Source organism: Methylobacterium sp. 1030 (assembly GCF_040544715.1).
Lineage (GTDB): Bacteria > Pseudomonadota > Alphaproteobacteria > Rhizobiales > Beijerinckiaceae > Methylobacterium.
The window spans coordinates 116,932-133,587 of sequence record NZ_JBEPKM010000001.1; the positions used below are offsets into that span (position 1 = coordinate 116,932).

Annotated in this window: 15 protein-coding genes; 11 read left to right on the top strand and 4 right to left on the bottom strand. The window is 72.7% G+C overall.

Annotated elements, in window-relative coordinates; translation table 11 throughout:
• Positions 1 to 116: 116 nt before the first annotated feature.
• The 8 genes from ABIC30_RS00475 to flbD all read left to right on the top strand — a co-directional run bounded on the left by ABIC30_RS00475 (position 117) and on the right by flbD (position 8,271).
• Positions 117 to 1,673: a flagellar hook-length control protein FliK gene (locus ABIC30_RS00475; protein WP_354453614.1), complete on the top strand. Its 1,557-nt coding sequence runs from the start codon at positions 117 to 119 to the stop codon at positions 1,671 to 1,673.
• Between the two features lie 89 nt (positions 1,674 to 1,762).
• Positions 1,763 to 2,449 carry a flagellar hook assembly protein FlgD gene (locus tag ABIC30_RS00480; protein WP_020090831.1) on the top strand — a complete coding sequence of 229 codons (687 nt, stop codon included), beginning with the start codon at positions 1,763 to 1,765 and terminating at the stop codon, positions 2,447 to 2,449.
• Positions 2,450 to 2,540: 91 nt separating this feature from the next.
• Entirely contained in the window at positions 2,541 to 2,816 is a 276-nt protein-coding gene (gene sciP / locus ABIC30_RS00485) for a CtrA inhibitor SciP (protein WP_007569077.1), read from the top strand.
• A 369-nt stretch (positions 2,817 to 3,185) separates the two neighbouring features.
• The gene (fliF, locus tag ABIC30_RS00490; RefSeq protein WP_354453617.1) at positions 3,186 to 4,817 is read left to right on the top strand and encodes a flagellar basal-body MS-ring/collar protein FliF; all 1,632 of its coding nucleotides are present in this window, start codon (positions 3,186 to 3,188) and stop codon (positions 4,815 to 4,817) included.
• A gap of 25 nt (positions 4,818 to 4,842) precedes the next feature.
• Positions 4,843 to 5,901 carry a flagellar motor switch protein FliG gene (fliG, locus tag ABIC30_RS00495; protein WP_020090834.1) on the top strand — a complete coding sequence of 353 codons (1,059 nt, stop codon included), beginning with the start codon at positions 4,843 to 4,845 and terminating at the stop codon, positions 5,899 to 5,901.
• Positions 5,898 to 6,509: a FliH/SctL family protein gene (locus tag ABIC30_RS00500; protein ID WP_020090835.1), complete on the top strand. Its 612-nt coding sequence runs from the start codon at positions 5,898 to 5,900 to the stop codon at positions 6,507 to 6,509. Before fliG ends, ABIC30_RS00500 begins: the two co-directional genes overlap by 4 nt.
• A 10-nt stretch (positions 6,510 to 6,519) precedes the next feature.
• Positions 6,520 to 6,852: a flagellar motor switch protein FliN gene (gene fliN / locus ABIC30_RS00505; RefSeq protein WP_012321962.1), complete on the top strand. Its 333-nt coding sequence runs from the start codon at positions 6,520 to 6,522 to the stop codon at positions 6,850 to 6,852.
• A 57-nt stretch (positions 6,853 to 6,909) separates the two neighbouring features.
• A complete protein-coding gene (gene flbD, locus ABIC30_RS00510; protein WP_020090836.1) occupies positions 6,910 to 8,271 on the top strand; it encodes a sigma-54-dependent transcriptional regulator FlbD in 1,362 nt (453 codons plus the stop codon).
• 112 nt (positions 8,272 to 8,383) lie between these two features.
• On the opposite strand, the gene ABIC30_RS00515 is transcribed toward flbD, so the two are convergent.
• Positions 8,384 to 8,668 (bottom strand): hypothetical protein, encoded by a 285-nt coding sequence (locus ABIC30_RS00515; RefSeq protein ID WP_020090837.1) that lies wholly within the window; start codon positions 8,666 to 8,668, stop codon positions 8,384 to 8,386.
• Positions 8,669 to 8,771: 103 nt separating this feature from the next.
• Positions 8,772 to 10,082: a KpsE/RkpR family capsule polysaccharide export protein gene (locus ABIC30_RS00520; protein WP_020090838.1), complete on the bottom strand. Its 1,311-nt coding sequence runs from the start codon at positions 10,080 to 10,082 to the stop codon at positions 8,772 to 8,774.
• 191 nt (positions 10,083 to 10,273) lie between these two features.
• On the opposite strand from ABIC30_RS00520, the gene ABIC30_RS00525 reads away from it, so the two are divergent.
• From ABIC30_RS00525 to fliP, 3 genes are read left to right on the top strand one after another with little or no spacing between them, the layout of a single operon-like run.
• Complete coding sequence (locus tag ABIC30_RS00525) at positions 10,274 to 10,717, top strand: hypothetical protein (protein ID WP_026604565.1); 444 nt, start codon at positions 10,274 to 10,276, stop codon at positions 10,715 to 10,717.
• Positions 10,718 to 10,772: 55 nt separating this feature from the next.
• Positions 10,773 to 11,840 carry a lysylphosphatidylglycerol synthase domain-containing protein gene (locus tag ABIC30_RS00530; protein ID WP_026604566.1) on the top strand — a complete coding sequence of 356 codons (1,068 nt, stop codon included), beginning with the start codon at positions 10,773 to 10,775 and terminating at the stop codon, positions 11,838 to 11,840.
• A 29-nt stretch (positions 11,841 to 11,869) separates the two neighbouring features.
• On the top strand, positions 11,870 to 12,628 hold the full coding sequence (gene fliP, locus ABIC30_RS00535; RefSeq protein WP_020090841.1) for a flagellar type III secretion system pore protein FliP: 759 nt from the start codon (positions 11,870 to 11,872) through the stop codon (positions 12,626 to 12,628).
• A 19-nt stretch (positions 12,629 to 12,647) separates the two neighbouring features.
• On the opposite strand, the gene ABIC30_RS00540 is transcribed toward fliP, so the two are convergent.
• Together ABIC30_RS00540 and ABIC30_RS00545 are read right to left on the bottom strand one after the other, a co-directional pair.
• On the bottom strand, positions 12,648 to 13,127 hold the full coding sequence (locus ABIC30_RS00540; RefSeq protein WP_020090842.1) for an AAA family ATPase: 480 nt from the start codon (positions 13,125 to 13,127) through the stop codon (positions 12,648 to 12,650).
• Positions 13,124 to 16,555: a hypothetical protein gene (locus ABIC30_RS00545; protein ID WP_026604567.1), complete on the bottom strand. Its 3,432-nt coding sequence runs from the start codon at positions 16,553 to 16,555 to the stop codon at positions 13,124 to 13,126. The genes ABIC30_RS00540 and ABIC30_RS00545 overlap by 4 nt, the downstream gene beginning before the upstream one ends.
• Between the last annotated feature and the right edge of the window lie 101 nt (positions 16,556 to 16,656).

The window sequence follows — 16,656 nt, forward strand, 5'->3', positions numbered from 1 at the left end:
CAGCTTCGATCAGGTCCGACCCACGTGCTGCAAGCAGAGAACGAGATTTTTCAGAGACTTATCCGGCCGGCACGGTGGCGCGCGCCTTGCTGCTGTGCGGCCCAGAGGAGTCCGGAATGGCGAGCGGCGCGGCGGATCGTTTGGATGTCACCACGTGGATTCCGTCCGCGCGGAACGCGCAGGCGCAGCGTTCGGGCTGGGAGGCCGCGGGCGTGGCGGCCCGCGCCGGCAATTCCGCGCAGGACCGCTTCGGCGCCGCCCTGAGCGCGGCCCAGGCCCGCGACGACGCCGAGACGGCGCGGGCCCGCGCCGCCGATCAGCGCGACGTCGCCGCCTCGGCCCGCGCCCGTCAGGCCGACCTGCGCGATCAGGCCGACGCCGCGCGGGTGGCCGGCGACCGCGCCCGGGATGCGGCGCTTCAGACCGAGGCCCGGGTCGCGGACAAGAGGGTCAGCCTCGCCAAGCCGGCGGATGCGCCGGCCTCGGCCGCGCGGGCCGAGGGACCGCCCTCCGCCGCGGGCGCGCGCGCCGAGGCTCCGAAGGCGGGCGCGGCGCACACCGCCGAGACCGGCCGGGCGGGAGCCGCCGCGCAGCAGGGTTCCGAGGCCGTCGCCGCCGGGCAGGATCCGGCCGCCGAGGCGGCCGGCACCGCAGGCCCCGAGGGCGACGCGGCGGTGCCGCCGCAGAAGGCCGAGGCCCCCGCGCAGCCCGCGGCCTCGGGGCCGTCCGCCTCCCTTCTGGCCCTCATCGCCGCGCTGTCCGAGGGGGGCGGCGCGACCGGGACGGTCAAGACCGAGGCCGAGGCTGAGACGGATGCGGGTACCGGCACGGCACCAGCGCAGGACGGCTCGGCGGCTCTCTCCGGAACCGGCGCAGCCGCGGGCCCTTCCGGCACGAACGCTCAGGGCGGCGACCGCGCGGCCGGGGCCGTCCCCAGCATCGCCGGGACCGCTCCGGCATCGGCGGGCGCCGGTCACGAACCCGGCAAAGTCGGACCGAGCAGCGTCCCGGTCGACGGCCTGACGGCCGGCGGCGCGGCGGCCGCGACGTCCGATGCGGCGGCCCAGGATTTCCTCACCGCCCTGACCGACGCGAGCCAGGGCGCAGGTCCGCTTCAGACGCTGCCCGCGGCGGCGCAGGGTGGTCCGGCGCCGCCCGCGACATCCGGCCAGGCCGTGGACACGACGCGCGCGGCCCAGGAGACCGCCGCGCCGACGCAGACCGCGTCGCTCCAGACCGACCCACCCATCCCGATCGGCCAGGTGCCGATGACCATCGGCCTGAGGTCGCTGCGCGGATCCAACGAGTTCCAGATCCGGCTCGACCCGGCCGAGCTCGGGCGCATCGACGTCAAGCTGGAGATCGACAAGGCGCACGGCCGCGTCATGACCCACTTGGTGGTCGACCGGCCCGAGACCCTCGCGCTGCTCCAGCGCGACGCCGGCCAGCTGCAGCAGGCGCTGACCCAGGCCGGCTTCGATCCCTCGGCCGGCGGGATCAACCTGTCGCTGCGGGGCGACGGAAGCGCCCAGAGCGGCGGCAGCGGCGGTCAGCCGGGCGATTCCCCACGCGGGGGCAGCACGGGCTGGTCGCGCGATCAGGCGGAAGCCCCGCACGAGGTCGCCCCGATCCGCGTCCTGCGCGGCTACGGCGGCCTCGACATGAGGATCTAGGCGGTACGCGCGGCGCCCGCATCGCGGACCCACACAGACACGACGCGCATCCGGCCCCTGCGCCAGGACGCGGCACAGGAGAGATCAGCATGACGAGCGGTATATCGAGCCTGACGAGCACGACGAACACGACGGGCTCGTCCACGAGCAGCAGCGGCAACGCCACCGAGATCGCCAGCAACTTCACGCAGTTCCTGACGCTGCTGACCACGCAGCTCAAGAACCAGAACCCCCTCGACCCGATGGACACCAACCAGTTCACGCAGCAGCTGGTGCAGTTCGCCGGCGTCGAGCAGCAGCTCAAGACCAACGACCGCCTCGACAGCATCCTGAGCGCCTCGCAATCGGCGAGCTCGGCCTCGGCCACGAGCTACATCGGGAAGACCGTGTCGGCCGACGGCAGCGCCTCGCAGCTGTCCGGCGGCTCCGCCTCCTGGACGCTGAACCCGGCCCGGGCCGCCTCGAAGGCGGTGATCACGGTCCTGGACTCGAAGAGCAACGTCGTGGCCACGCAGACCACCGCGCTCAATGCCGGCAGCCAGACCTACACGTGGAACGGCAAGACCTCGGCCGGCCTGACCGCGCCCGACGGGAACTACTCGATCAAGGTGGCGGCCACGGATGCCACCGGCTCGAGCGTTTCGGTCGATACGAGCCTCACGGGCACGGTCGACGAGGTCGATCTCAGCGGAACGTCGCCGGTGCTGGTGATCGGTTCGCAGCGCGTGCCGCTGTCCAGCGTGCAGACCATCGGGTTGTCCACAAGTGGCACTTAACGAATCACATCCGAGTGACTCGCTTCAACATCTCTTAAGCGGGCACAAGTACCTTCAATGCTCGACAGGTCAGTCGAGTGTAGAGCGTATCATGACCGAACCGAGCCGCCCGAGAGTGAAGTACGTGATCGGGCCCGACGGCAGCCCCCTGACGATCGCGGACCTTCCGCCCCCGAGCACCCGTCGCTGGGTGATCCGGCGCAAGGCCGAGGTCGTGGCCGCGGTGCGCGGCGGTCTCCTCAGCCTGGAGGAGGCGTGCAAGCGCTACACGCTGACCACAGAGGAATTCCTCAGCTGGCAGTTCTCCATCGACCAGCACGGCCTCGCCGGCCTGCGGACGACCCGGATCCAGCACTACCGTCACTGATCCGCGGCGCCCGTGCCGGGCGCCCCTATCCCGGGACGCCGCCGGCGCTTCCGGGTCTCATCGAGGCCGCGGGTGCCGGACCCGGCGCGTCGGCGACTCTGGTCGAGGGACCCGCTTCGCGGCCCCGGACCGACGCGAAGGCCACCCGCCCGCAGCGACGACCTCAGACGGCGCCGAGGGGCTGGCCCGGTCGAATCCGAGGACTCACGAAGCCGCGTCCGGACCCCGGGCGCGGCTTCGGTCGTTCCGGCGCCCGCATCCGAGCCCGCGGGACACCCCCGCATTAACGACCCGCTAACCACGACCTGGGCAATTTCTGCCGAGCGGGCCGCCGGGGTCCGCCAGCGTTAGAGTGCAGCGAATCCTCCCGTGAAGCCGGTTCTCGATCTCGTCACGAAGTTCGGACCGGCCCGAATCGCCGCCATGGCGGCGGTGACGCTGACGCTCATCGGCTTCTTCGCCTTCATCATCCTGCGGGTCTCGCGCCCCGACATGGGCGTGCTGTTCTCCGACCTGTCGATGCAGGACTCGGCCTCCGTGGTCCGGGAGCTGGACAGCCGCGGCATCCGCTACGAGACGCGGGGCGATGCCGGGCAGACGATCCTGGCCCCCCGCCCGGACCTCGCCAAGCTGCGCATGGACCTCGCCGGCAAGGGCCTGCCGACCCAGGGCGGCGTCGGCTACGAGATCTTCGACAAGGGCGACGCGTTCTCGTCCACCAACTTCGTTCAGAACGTGAACCACCTGCGTGCCCTGGAGGGCGAACTGGCGCGCTCGATCCGGGCGATCGGGCGGGTCCAGGCGGCCCGCGTCCACCTCGTGCTGCCGGAGCGCCGCCTGTTCGAGCGGGACCGGGAGAGCCCGAGCGCGGCGATCGTGCTGAAGCTGATGGGCGATCTCGATTCCGGGCAGGTCCGGGCGATCCGCCATCTCGTGGCCTCCGCGGTGGAGGGCCTCAAGCCCGAACGGATCTCGATCGTCGATGAGCGCGGCCGGCTTCTGGCCGACGGCGCCCGGGACGCCGCGGCCGACGTCGCCGGCGGGTTCGAGGACCGGCAGGTCGGCCTCGAACGGCGCCTGCGCGGCCAGATCGAGGACGTCGTCGCCGGCATCGTCGGCCCGGGCCGGGCGCGCGTCCAGGTCAACGCGGAACTCGACCTCAACCGGGTCGAGAGCCGCTCCGAGACCTTCGATCCCGAGAGCCGGGTCGTGCGCTCCGCCCAGACCCGCACCGAATCGGCGGTCACCGGCAATGCCGAGGGACAGGTCAGCGTCGGCAACGAGCTGCCCGGCGCCAATGGCGGCGACAAGACGCCGACGCCCAAGGACGCGACCAACAAGAACGAGGAAACCACCAACTACGAGATCTCCCGGGTCACCAAGACCGAGATCGCCGAGAGCGGCCGGATCAAGCGCCTGTCGGTCGCCGTGGTGCTCGACGGCGTCTACGCCACCGCCCCCGACGGCAAGCAGACTTACAGCCCGCGCACGCCCGCCGAGATCGAGAGGATCACCGCGCTGGTGCGCGGCGCCGTCGGCTTCGACAAGGCACGCGGCGACCAGATCGAGGTGGTGAACCTGCGCTTCGCGGAGGCGCCGAGCGTGCCGCAATTCACCGAGCCCACGCTGATCCAGTCGCTGCTCGCTCCCACCAAGGAGGACGTGCTGCGCATGGCCGAGCTCGCCGTCCTGGCGCTGCTGACGCTCATCGTCCTGCTCACGGTGGTCCGCCCCCTGGTGCGCCAGGTGCTCGCGCCGGTCCCGGATGCCCCGGTCCTGACCGCGTCCGGAATGGCGCTCCCCGGCGACGCCGCCGCGGTCGCGGGTCCGGGCCAGACCGTGACGGTCATCGACCGCGACAACCCGACCGCGCGGCTGATGGAGTTCGCCAAGATCAACGGCCAGGTCCAGGCCGAGACGGTCCAGCGCGTGGTCGACATGGTCCGGGCGAGCCCGTCCGAGACCGTCGAGGTGCTGCGCACCTGGATCCAGGAAGAGTGAAGCGTAGGGCGTCGAGGGCAACACGATGGCGGCAGGTGCGGCACTGGGTCTGGCGAACACGCTGGCGACGGCGGGCGGCGATTCGTTCGCGTCGATGCCCGGGCCGCAGCGCGCCGCCGCGCTCCTGCTGATGCTCGGGGAGGAGGAAGGCGCCCCGATCTGGCAGATGCTCGAGGAGGAGGAGATCAAGAAGGTCAGCGCCGCCATGGTCCAGCTCGGCACGCTGGAGGCGCAGACCGTCGAGAAGCTCATCATCGAGTTCGTGACCAAGCTCGGCAACAGCGGCGGCATCTCGTCGAACTTCGAGCGGACCGAGGCGCTGCTCCTCAAGATCTTCCCCAGCGATCAGGTCTCGCTGATCATGGCGGAGATCAAGGGCGCGTCGGGCAAGCGCGTCTGGGCCTCGATCGCCCAGGTCGACCCGGAGATCCTCGCGTCGTTCCTGCGCAACGAGTACCCCCAGACGGTGGCGGTGGTGCTGTCGCGGGTGCGCGCCGACTACGCGGCGAAGGTGCTCACCATCCTGCCGGAGGACTTCGCCATCGACGTGCTCAACCGGATGCTGCGCATGGAGACGGTGCAGAAGGAGGCGCTGCGCCACATCGAGGAGACGCTGCGGGTCGAGTTCGTGTCGACCATCGCCCAGACCCAGCGCCGCGACGCCCACGAGATGATGGCCGACGTGTTCAACGCCTTCGACCGGCAGACGGAGGGCCGCTTCCTCGCCGCCCTCGACCAGGCGAACCGCGGCTCGGCCAAGCGGATCCGCGAGCTGATGTTCACCTTCGAGGACCTGCTGAAACTCGATCCGGGCAGCGTCCAGACCTTGCTGCGCAGCATCGACAACGAGACCCTGTGCCGCGCGCTCAAGGGCGCCAACGAGCCGACCCGCGGCTTCTTCCTGAGGCAGATGTCGACCCGCGCGGCCAAGAACCTCACGGACGAGATGGCCTCGCTCGGGCCGGTCCGCCTCAAGGAGGTGGATGAGGCGCAGGCCAAGATGACCGAGATCGCCAAGGACCTCGCCGAGAAGGGCGAGATCATGATCGCCAAGAATAGCGCCGAGGAGGAGCTGGTCTATTGAGCGCCCAATCCGCCCGGAGCGCGAAGCCGTTCCTGTTCGAGACCGACTTCCGCAGCGGCCGCCCCAGCGCCGAGGCCCTGCGCGCCGCCGAGACCGCGGCCCGTTCCGAGGCCGAGGCCCATGCTCGCGGCATGCAGGAGGGCCGGGTCCAGGCCGAGGCGCAGGTCCAGGGCCGGCTCGCCGACGCCATGACCCGCCTGGCGCTCGCCGCCGCGGGCCTGATCGCCCAAGCCGACGCGCGTGACGCCGAGCGCGAGGCGCAGGCGGTCGAGGTGGCGATGCTGATCGCCCGCAAGGTCGCGGGCGACGCCCTCGACGCCGCCCCGCTCGCCGGCATCGGCGAGGCGGCCCGGACGGCGCTCCAGCACCTGCGCGGCGTGCCGCACTTGGTGGTGCGGGTGCACGACGGCTTGGTCGAGGAGGCCGAGACCCTGGTGAAGCGCCTCGCGCGCGAGCGCGGCTACGAGGGCCGGCTCGTGGTGCTGGGCGACCCCGACATGGCGGCGGGCGACGCCCGCATCGAGTGGGCGGACGGCGGCATCGTTCGGGAGCGCGCCCGCATCGAGGCGGCGGTGCTCGACGCCCTCGGCCTGCCGACGGGCCCGTGAGGAGATCCTGATGTCCGACGATTTCAGCCTGCCCCAGCTCGGCGAGCACGACACCGACTACGCCGCGGGCTCGATCCGCGACGCGCCCACCACCCCGAAGACCGCGGCCGACCTGGAGCAGCTCTTCGACGTGCCCGTGATGGTCTCGGCGGTGCTGGGCTCCGCACGGATGCCGATCGGCGACCTGCTCCGGCTCGCGCCCGGCGCGGTGCTCGAACTCGACCGGAAGGTCGGCGAGGCGATCGACGTGTTCGTCAACAACCGGCTGGTGGCCCGCGGCGAGGTCGTCCTCGTCGAGGACCGGCTCGGCGTGACGATGACCGAGATCGTCAAGGGTGAGTGATTTTCAGCCGCGGACGCCGGTGTGCTGTCCGCGCGCGGGTTTTGAGAGGGACGAACCATGCGGCTCCTGATGATCGGGCGGCTCAACGGCGAGCTGATCACCGCCTCGAAGATCGCGATGCAGCGCGGCGCCGCCGTCACGCAGGCCGACGCCGTGCCGCAGGGCCTCACCGTCCTGCGCGCGCGGGGCGCCGATCTCATCATGATCGACGTGGGTCTGCCGATCCGCGACCTCGTCACCGCGCTGGAGGGAGAGCGGATCCGCACGCCGGTGGTCGCCTGCGGCGTCTCGGCGGACGCCTCGGCCGCCGTGGCGGCGATCCGGGCGGGCGCCAAGGAGTACATCCCGCTCCCGCCCGATCCCGAGATGATCGCGGCGGTGCTGGAGGCGGTCGCCACCGACCGCGCCGCCTTCGTCTGGCGCGACCCGTCCATGGAGCGGGTGGTCAAGCTCGCCGAGCAGGTCGCCCGCTCCGAGGCCTCGGTGCTGATCACCGGGGAGAGCGGCACCGGCAAGGAGGTGCTGGCCCGGCACGTCCACCAGAAGTCCAACCGGGCGGGCAAGCCCTTCGTCTCGGTGAACTGCGCGGCGATCCCCGAGGCCCTGCTCGAATCCGAGCTGTTCGGCCACGAGAAGGGCGCGTTCACCGGCGCGGTCGCCCGGCGCATCGGCCGGTTCGAGGAGGCCAACGGCGGCACGCTGCTCCTCGACGAGATCTCCGAGATGGACGTGCGCCTGCAGGCGAAGCTGCTGCGCGCCCTGCAGGAGCGGGTCATTGACCGGGTCGGCGGGACCGCCCCGGTACGGGTCGACATCCGCGTGCTCGCCACCTCGAACCGCAACCTCGCCGAGGAGGTCCGCAAGGGCACGTTCCGGGAGGACCTGCTCTACCGGCTCAACGTCGTCGGCCTGCGGCTCCCGCCGCTGCGCGAGCGCCCGGCCGACATCCTCGAACTCGCCACCCACTTCGCCCGCAAATACGCCGCGGTGAACGGGATGCCGGTCCGCCCGCTCTCCGCGGAGGCCCGGGCGCTCGTGCTGCGGAACCCGTGGCGCGGCAACGTGCGCGAGTTGGAGAACACCCTGCACCGGGCGGTGCTGCTCGCCTCGGGCGACGCGATCGGCCCGGAGGCGATCCTGTCGCCCGAGGGCGAGACCTTCGCGGTCGAGGGGCCGGCCGCGCGCGCCGCCCAGGTCGCCGAGGCCGCCACCCGCGGGCTGGTGGGCCGGACCGTGGCGCAGGTCGAGTGCGACCTGATCCTCGACACGCTGGACCACTGCCTCGGTAACCGGACCCACGCGGCCAAGATCCTCGGCATCTCGATCCGGACCCTGCGCAACAAGCTCAACGAGTACGTGTCGGCGGGCCTCGACGTGGCCGAGCCCGGCAGCGTCCGGGCGAGCGTCGCCTGCGGCTGACGCGCATCCACGGAGCGGCCCCGGCGCGGACGCGCCGGACGACGGCGAACGTCACGGATGTGAAGGGCCGGGCTTACCCGTGCCGTGACGGGGGCGGACCGGCGGTGACGCCCTAGCGCCGCCCGCTCTGGGCCGCCTTGTGGGCCTCGGCCTGGGCCGCGAAAGCCGCGTCGAGCTTGCGCAGGGATTCGTAGCGGGCGACGTCGCCCTCGACGTCGCGGATCGTCTCCTCGACGAGGTGGCGCTGGAGGGCGACCCGCGGGTCGTCCGGCGGGAACGCCTCCCGCTCCTGCAGCCGGAGCACGGCCTGCCGCACGACCGTGTAGACCGCCTCGCGCTCCTCACGGGTCATCGACGGCTGGATCGCCTTCGCGACGAGATCGGAGAAATCCGACATGGACCGTTAGACTTCGCTCATCCAGGTGCGCCCGGTTGGCCGGGCCGCCTCCCTCTACAGATCGCGCGGCCCGGGATCCAGATCCCGGGAGCCGCGGATGCCGCTACATCCTCTGGTCGCGGATGCCGGCGATCAGCAGCGCGGACGAGCTCCAGATCACCAGGAAGCAGAAGAACGACACCAGGAGGGAGTGGCCCCGCTCGGGATAGAGGCTGTCGGTCGGCAGGACCGGCGGCACGAACGTGGCCAGGAAGATGTGCTGCTTGCTCGCCGAGATGCGCGCCCGGTCGAGCAGGCTGTGGGCCGATTCCTCCAGCTTCTCGGCGATGGTCCGCTCGACCAGCAGGCCCTCGTACTGGAGCAGCGCCTCGGTCATGTTCTGGCCGCCGGCGGCGGCGTTGGCGCTCGTCAGCTCGTCCTGAAGCGACTTCATCTGCTGGTCGATGGCCGCGATGTTGGCCACCAGCGTCTGGATCGAGCGCGAGCGCTCGTCGAGGCTGGAGCCGCGCAGGACCTGCAGGTCGTTCTCGGCCTTGAGCTTGTCCTTCCGCAGCAGGGTCAGCGTGGTCAGCGTGCCCTCGGCGGTCTTGATCGGATCGATCACACCCCACTGATTGCGGAATGCCTGCAGCGCCACGTGCGCCTTGCGCAGCCGGTCCTGGGCGACCTTCGCGTCGGCCTCGGCCTGGGCGACCATGTCGGCCTGGGCGCGCTTGGAGATGTCGTTGATCAGCGCCTCGGAGCGCGACACCACCGCCTGGGCGATGGTCAGGGCGTCCTCCGGCGTGAAGGCGCGCACGGACAGGCGGATCACGCCCGAGATCGAGTCGATATGCGCCTCGACGTGCTTGCGCCAGTATTTGGTCAGGTCCTCGATCGGATCACTGGGGTCGAAGCGGGCCCAGAAATCCGCCTCGGACCGCGAGAACATCTTGGAGATGCCGATACTCTTCTCCAGCGCCTCGACGAGCGTCTGGCTGTTGATGTAGTCGCGGACGATGAAGCTGTCCTGGCTGTTGTGCTTCTGGATGAGGTTCGTGTACTGGCCGAGCGAGATGTTCTCCATCGGCTCGACGTTGCCGCGGACCGCGAACTGGGCTTCCGCGACGTACTGATTGGACGCGAACGCGAACAGGTACAGGCCGACCACCAGGGTCGGCAGGAGCACGAACAGGCCGACGCGGCGGATGATCCGCGCGCCGTAGGTCGAGGTGTCCTCCTCGCGGGGACGCAGGCCCGGCAGACGGCTCCAGTCGAGGCGCTGCCGCACGGTCGCCACGAGGGCCCGGGCAGTCCGCTTCTCCGGCACCGGCCGGATCGTCTCCGCGCTGCGCCGCAGCTCCGTCATGGTCGGAGCGGCGAACGTCACGATCTCGCCTTCGCGCGTGTCGTCCTTGACGTCGTCGAAGCTCATCCGCTCTTTGTTCCTGGGTCTGCGCCGGTTCCGCTGCCGCGGCGCCGGCCGAGGGGCGGCCCGTGCGCGGTTACCGGAATCCCGTTCTTTTAGGCCCTTTTTATGGCGCCCAGCCCGCCCGCCGCCCGGCTGCTGCACCGCGGCGACGGGCGCCGTAGCCCGGGGTCGGTATCGCGTCCTACAGTCTCTGAATGATGACAGAACCGCGTGCCGCGGCCCCGGATGGCTCCCCTGATGGCTGCCCGACCGGCCGCACGGCCAAGACCAAACTCTCCGAGATCGTCGTCGTCTGCTCGAAATGCGCGAAGCGGCAGGGCCTGCGCGGGCGGGACGTCTGCGCGCTGCTGAAGAAGGCCGGGAAGCGGGCCGCCCGCGACGGCGGCGGCGGACGCCGGCGGAAGTTGCGCATCGTGGAATCGGGCTGCCTCGGCCCCTGTCCGAAGCGCGCCGTGGCGGTCGCGACCGGCGCGAGCCTGGCCGAGGGCCGGGTCGTCCTGCTCGATCCCGCCGCCGGGCCCGCCGAGGCGCTCGCCGCGGTGCTCAATCCCGTCCTGCCGCGTCGCAGGGTCCCCGAATTCGGCCCCAATACCGCTCTAGCGGCGATACCACCCGACGAATCGCCGCCGGTCCGCTGACCGGCACAACCTGGAGCGCGCTCTTGCCCGCCTCTCGACGCGAGGCCCGCACACCGTGACCGGCGACCCTGTTTCCCGGAAGCGGCGGGCGGCCCACGCCGTGCTGCGTCGCCTGCCGCTGTTCGGCACCCTGATCGGCCTCGGCCTCGCCGTCTGGCTCGTGGCGACCAACGATCTCGCCGCGGTGGCCGCGGCCTTCGGACGGATCGGCGTGGCGGGCTTCGCCGGCGTCACGCTGGTGCGGATCGTGGTGATCCTGCTCTGCGGCCTCGCCTGGGCGCGCATTCTCGACGGGCTGGCGCCCGCGACGGCTTCGGCCTGCATGATCCTGCGCTTCGTCCGCGAAGGCATCAACGTGCTGCTGCCCGTGGCCTCGGTGGGCGGCGACGTGCTGGGCGCCCGCCTCCTCACCTTCTGGGGCGTCGCCGGCTCCCTGGCGGCCGCCTCCGTGCTGGCCGACATGCTGTTTCAGGTGGGAACGCTCGCCCTGTTCGCCGGCCTCGGCGCCGGCCTCCTGAGCCGGGTCGAGGGCGCCGAAGCGGCCGCCCTGGCCAGCTGGACGCTGCGGACGCTCGTCGTGGCCGGGCTGGCGGTGGCGGCCTTCTTCGCCCTCCAGCGGACCGGCATCGTGCGGGTGCTCGAGGATCGCCTCGCCGCCCTCGGCCGGCGCTTCGTGCGCGACGCCGAGGCGCGCCCCGAGCCGAACCGCCGGATCCAGGGCGCCCTGGACACGGTCTGGGCTCCGGGCCGCCGGGGCCACCTCGCCCAGTCGCTCGCGCTCCACGCCCTGGCCTGGCTGCTCGGCACGGTCGAGGTCGCGGTCGTCCTCGCCTGCATCGGCGTGGACCATGTCGGCTGGGCCGACATTCTGGTGATCGAGGCGCTGAGCCAGGCGATCAAGGCCGCCGCCTTCGTGGTCCCGAGCGGGCTCGGCGTCCAGGAGGGCGGGCTGGTGCTGGTCTGCGGCCTGTTCGGCATCGACGCGGGGACCGCCCTCGCCCTGTCGCTCGCCCGCCGCGTGCCCGACGTGGTGCTCGGCCTGCCGGCCCTCCTCGTCTGGCAGAATCTCGAGGCCCGCCGCGCCGGCGTTCGCCCGGCCACACCCACCTGCGACCGTCCGTGACTCGAGACCTTCCCGTGCCGACACGCCCGATGCGCCAGGTCCCGAATCTGCGCCTGCCGCCGGTCGCGCTCGCCGCACTGGTCGCGCTGGCCGGCGGAGTGCTCGCCGCCGGTCCGGCCCTCGCGCAGAGCGTCACCCTCGATCTCGGTGCCGGCGGCACCACCGAGCGCGCCCTCCAGCTCGTGGCGCTGATCACCGTCCTGGCGGTGGCCCCCTCGGTGCTGGTGATGGCCACGGCCTTCACCCGCATCGTCGTCGTGCTGTCGATCCTGCGGTCGGCGCTGGGCACCCAGACGGCGCCGCCGACAGCGGTGCTCGTCAGCCTCGCGCTGTTCCTGACCGCCTTCGTGATGGCCCCGACCGGCCGCGCCGCCTACAGCGCCGGTATCGAGCCGCTGATCGCCGGCCGGATCACGCAGGCGCAGGCGTTCGAGCGCGCCTCGGCGCCGTTCAAGACCTTCATGCTGCGCAACGTCCGCGAGAAGGACTTGAAGCTGTTCCTCGACCTCGCCAAGGTGCCGACACCGAAGGGCCCCGAGGATGTCGGCCTGGAGATCGTCACGCCGGCCTTCATGATCTCGGAGCTGCGCCGCGCCTTCGAGATCGGCTTCCTTCTGTTCATCCCGTTCCTGATCATCGACCTCGTGGTCGCCTCGGTGCTGATGGCGGTCGGCATGATGATGGTCCCGCCGGCCACGGTCGCGCTGCCGTTCAAGCTGATCTTCTTCGTGCTGGTCGACGGCTGGACCCTGGTGGCCGGCTCCCTGGTCCAGAGCTACGGCGGCTGACGGCGGCCGTGCCGGGCCGTCAGCCGGCGCGGGACGTCGCGTCGACGATCCGGACCGCCGCGAAGCCCTCCGCGCGCGACGGCGGCTCGAACAGACGGTCGACGGAGCGGATGCTCTCTTCGGGAACCTGTCGGTCGGCGGCGCGCCGCCGATTCCCCTCGAGGGCGACCGCGAGCGGCGCGCGGATCCAAACCGCCTCCGCGGCAACGCCGCAGGCTCGCGCGATGGCGAGGATCGGCGCACGGTGCCGCCGGCCGGGCAAGGCGGCGTCGAAGTAGACGCGGCCGAGCCGGGGCCGCTGCCGGGCGATCCAGGTCGATTTGCCGGCCCCCTGCAGCCCGCACACGACCACGAGCCGCTCGACCGAGTCCGCGGCGAGCGCCGCGCGCAGCGCCGCGAGGGCCAGCCGCCACGCCTCGGCGTTCCGTTCGGGCGTCCAGACGCGGCCGCGCTCGGTCTCGAGGAAGGCGTCCGGGTCGACGACGACCGCCGCGCTCACCCGGGCGGCGCGCCGGGTGTCCCGGCGCTGCTCTGCTGCTGTCCGCCCTGGGCACCGGCGGCGGGCGCCTCGCCGCCTGCACCCGGCGCCTCGGGTCGACCGCGCGCGGGCGCGGCGGCATCCGGATAGCGCTTGCGATACTCGGCGAGGAAGGCCGACAGCGTCTGGACCTTCGTGGCGCGCGCCGCGATGTCCCGGAAGCCCGGTGCCCGGGTCGGGTCGGTGCCGGTCAGGAGCGCGAAGGTGCGGGCGTCCGGGCTCGCCGCCATCCCCTCAGAGAATTTCGCCTTCAGCCGCTCCAGGCCCACGGCCTCGTGCGCGAGATCGTAGGCGATCGCGGCGCGCACGATGTCGGCGCGCGCCTGATCGTCCAGCGGCTGGCCGGACTGCCACGTATCGCCCAGCAGGGCCTCGTGGGCCTCCCCGGCCTCGCGCCAGCGGCGCGCGCCCCAGTAAATGTCGGCGCGAAGACGCTCGATATCCGGACCGCTCTCGTCCTCGATCGTTTCCAGCGCGAGGTCGGTGCGGGTCAGGTCCGACAGGGCCCTGGCGCGGACCAGCCCGCGGGCGCGCTTGAGTTCGCCCGGAAGCTCGGGCAGCTCGGTGGCGTCGAGGATCTTCAGGGCCTCCATCGGCTTGTCGTCCATCAGCCGGACCGTCGCGAGGCGCGCCGCCACCGCGGATCGCGCCGGGCCGGTGAGGCGGTTGTCGATCTGGTACTGCAGCAGGTCGGCGGCCGAATCGAGGAGGTCGAGGGTCACGAGGCGGTCGGCCAGACGGCGCACCACCTCGTCGCCGCGCCGCCCGATCGGGCTCAGCTCACGGAAATCGAAGAAAAGCGACACGGCCTCGATCCCGGAGAGCTTGTCGCCCTTGTCGGTGAGGTAGAGGTTCTCGAAGGCCGTCTGCGCGTCCCGCGCCAGCGCCGCGGTCGCTGGGGCGTTCGGCGCGAAGACGTTGGCCCGGCGCACCACCGTGAAAGCGTCGCGCCACCGGCCGGCGGCGAGATAGAGGCGGGCGAGACCGGCGGTGATGCCGTCCTCGACCGGGCCCCCGTGCCAGGTCAGGGCGAGCCGCTCCAGCCGCTCGATGGCGGCGTCGGGCGCGAGCTTGCCGGAGGCCTGCGCCAGGAGCGCGCCCCTCAGCGCGGCCTCGACCGAGACCGGGCGGACGGCCGAGTTGTCGAGGCGCGCGTAGGCGTCCAGGGCCGCCTCGGTCTGGCCGGTCGCCTCGGCCACGCGGGCGCGGACCATCGCCAGCCGGTCGCGGATCCAGGGCGGCAGGTCGCGCTCGGCCTCGGCGCGCGCGGCAGCGGTCTCGGCATCGCCGTTCTCGATCGCCGATTCGGCGGCCCGGGCCCGGATCGTCTGCGCGACGTCCGCGGGATAGCCGTCGGCCAGCGGCAGCACCTTGAGGAAGCCCGTTTCCGCCGTCTTCCAGTCGCCCGCCCCGGCCGAGGCCATCGCGCGCCACAGGGCGGCCTCGCGATCGTCGCTCAGGAGCGGGACGCTGAGGGCCTTCAGCGCCTCCGCGCTCCGGCCGATCCGGACCAGGGCGATGCCCCGCAGGACGGCGGTGTCGCGCTGGATGGCCAGGAGCGGATCGTCGGCGGCCGCGATCTCCAGTGCGGTGAGGCCCTCGTAATCGAGGCCGTTGGCGAGATCCGCGCGGGCCAGCGCCAAGCGGGCCGGACCGCGCTCGGTCGGCGTCGCCGCGACGGCCGCGTCGAAGAGGCCGCGCAGGGTCGCGCGGACATTCCCCATCCTGGCGCGCTCCCAGGGCTCCTTCGCGATCGCGAGGGCCCCCGCGTCGACGAGCGCCACGTCCGGCTTGCGCGCCGCCATGGACGCGGCGAGTCCGCCCTCGCGGCCGATCGAGACGCCGTCGAGTTCGGGCCGCACCGCCAGATCGTCGGCGCCGGCGAGCACCGCGAGGCCGTGCCGGCTCGGCAGGATCTCGAAATCGACGAAGCGACGGTTCTTCGGATTGCCGACGGGGCGCTGCGCGGCCGACGTGACCACCGCGATCCGCTCATCGTCGAGGGCGAGCCACGTCGCCGATCCGGGATGCGGCAGCGTCAGGGTGACGGCGATGCGGCCGGACGGATCGGGCTTGCGGACGGGATCGATCGTGTCGCTCGGACTCAGCGCACTGCCCGCCGAGAGTTCCCAGGCCACGCCGGTCCCGGTGGTGACGGCGTTGAGATCGACGAGCCGACCCGGCGGAACCGGGAACCGCACGACCGTGAGCGGCCCCGTCCGGGCGGGTGCGCCCATCGGCGCGAGGCCCTGGCTCGCCGGCGGGACGACCACCGGCTCGGCGGTCTCGAAGACCAGCGTCGCGATCCCGCCGCGCTCGAACAGGACCGCCGGCGGGAGGGTTTGAAACGGGAAGAGCAAGCCGCCGCCGGCCCGGCGCGTCGGCGGCGGCTCGGGGGGGCGCGGCGCGACCGCCGGCGCAGTGACTGGCGCAGCGACGGGCGCCGTGACTGGCGCAGTGACTGGCGCACTGACCTGGGCCGGGCGCGGCGCGACCGGCAGCGGCGGCGCCTGCTTCGCGGCGGCGGGACCCGGCACGTCGACGGCGGTCGCGGCCGGCTCCGGAGGCTTGGGGCGGACCACGTCCACGTACATGGCGCCGTCCTCGCGCTCGGTGCCGATCCTGAACCCGTCCTCGGGCGTGATCAGCAGACTCGCCGAGTTCGTGTCGGTCTCCGTCGCCAGCTTGGCGATTCCGGGGCGCGGACGGCCGCGGGTGCCGCTCGGATCGATCGTCCAGGCGCCGATCACCCGCACGCGCGTCACGGATCCCTCGGCGGTCACCGTGGAGACGGCCTCCGCGGGGAGGCGCAGCGACAGCCGCGTCAGGGTCGGAAGCAGCGCGAGCTCGAGCGACAGCGCCCGGCGCACCGGCTCCGGCGTGCGCGCCCTGAGCGCCTCCTCGGCCGCCCGGGCCCGGCGGGCGAGGTCGGCAATCACCTCGGCCGGCAGCGGCGGCATGAGGCCGGACCACCCCTCCGGAAGCAGGTCCACGAACACGCGCTCGCCGGCCGACTGGACGTTGGCCCGGTAAGGGCGCTGCAGGGCGAGGCGGAGCCCCGTGCCGTCGGGATCGCGGCGGACGCTAGCGATGAAGGCCGGCATCTCGTCCGTGAGGTGCTCGGGCCCGGGCGCCACCCGCTCGCCGTAGCTCAGGAGCAGGACGCCGCCGGCGAGCTTCGCCTTGACCGCGACCGGCTTGTCGAAGGTGAGCACGATCCGGCCGTAGCCGCCGGCCCCGGTGCCGACCTCGCTGCCCTTGGTGCTGACGAGCCGCGCGGCCAGCGCGGGCGCGATCCCTGCCAGAAGGGCGAGCAGCGCCAGCGCCGCGGTCAGCACCCGCGCGCCGCGTCCTCGACCGTTCCGGGGTCGCCCGCCCACCGATCCCATCGCCTCGCCGATCCGAACCCGGCGCGCGGCACCCGAGGGACCGCGGCGCGCGGCGCCACTTCTCGGCGGGATCCTGCTCGACCGCGGCTAACGCTGGCTTA

Excerpts from the sequence above, each read along its gene's own strand:
- ABIC30_RS00480 (WP_020090831.1), top strand. The coding sequence starts at position 1,763 with ATGACGAGCGGTATATCGAGCCTGACGAGCACGACGAACACGACGGGC.
- ABIC30_RS00545 (WP_026604567.1), bottom strand. The coding sequence starts at position 16,555 with ATGGGATCGGTGGGCGGGCGACCCCGGAACGGTCGAGGACGCGGCGCG.
- sciP (WP_007569077.1), top strand. The coding sequence starts at position 2,541 with ATGACCGAACCGAGCCGCCCGAGAGTGAAGTACGTGATCGGGCCCGAC.
- ABIC30_RS00475 (WP_354453614.1), top strand. The coding sequence starts at position 117 with ATGGCGAGCGGCGCGGCGGATCGTTTGGATGTCACCACGTGGATTCCG.
- ABIC30_RS00515 (WP_020090837.1), bottom strand. The coding sequence starts at position 8,668 with ATGTCGGATTTCTCCGATCTCGTCGCGAAGGCGATCCAGCCGTCGATG.
- ABIC30_RS00520 (WP_020090838.1), bottom strand. The coding sequence starts at position 10,082 with ATGAGCTTCGACGACGTCAAGGACGACACGCGCGAAGGCGAGATCGTG.
- fliG (WP_020090834.1), top strand. The coding sequence starts at position 4,843 with ATGGCGGCAGGTGCGGCACTGGGTCTGGCGAACACGCTGGCGACGGCG.
- fliP (WP_020090841.1), top strand. The coding sequence starts at position 11,870 with ATGCGCCAGGTCCCGAATCTGCGCCTGCCGCCGGTCGCGCTCGCCGCA.
- ABIC30_RS00525 (WP_026604565.1), top strand. The coding sequence starts at position 10,274 with ATGATGACAGAACCGCGTGCCGCGGCCCCGGATGGCTCCCCTGATGGC.
- fliN (WP_012321962.1), top strand. The coding sequence starts at position 6,520 with ATGTCCGACGATTTCAGCCTGCCCCAGCTCGGCGAGCACGACACCGAC.
- flbD (WP_020090836.1), top strand. The coding sequence starts at position 6,910 with ATGCGGCTCCTGATGATCGGGCGGCTCAACGGCGAGCTGATCACCGCC.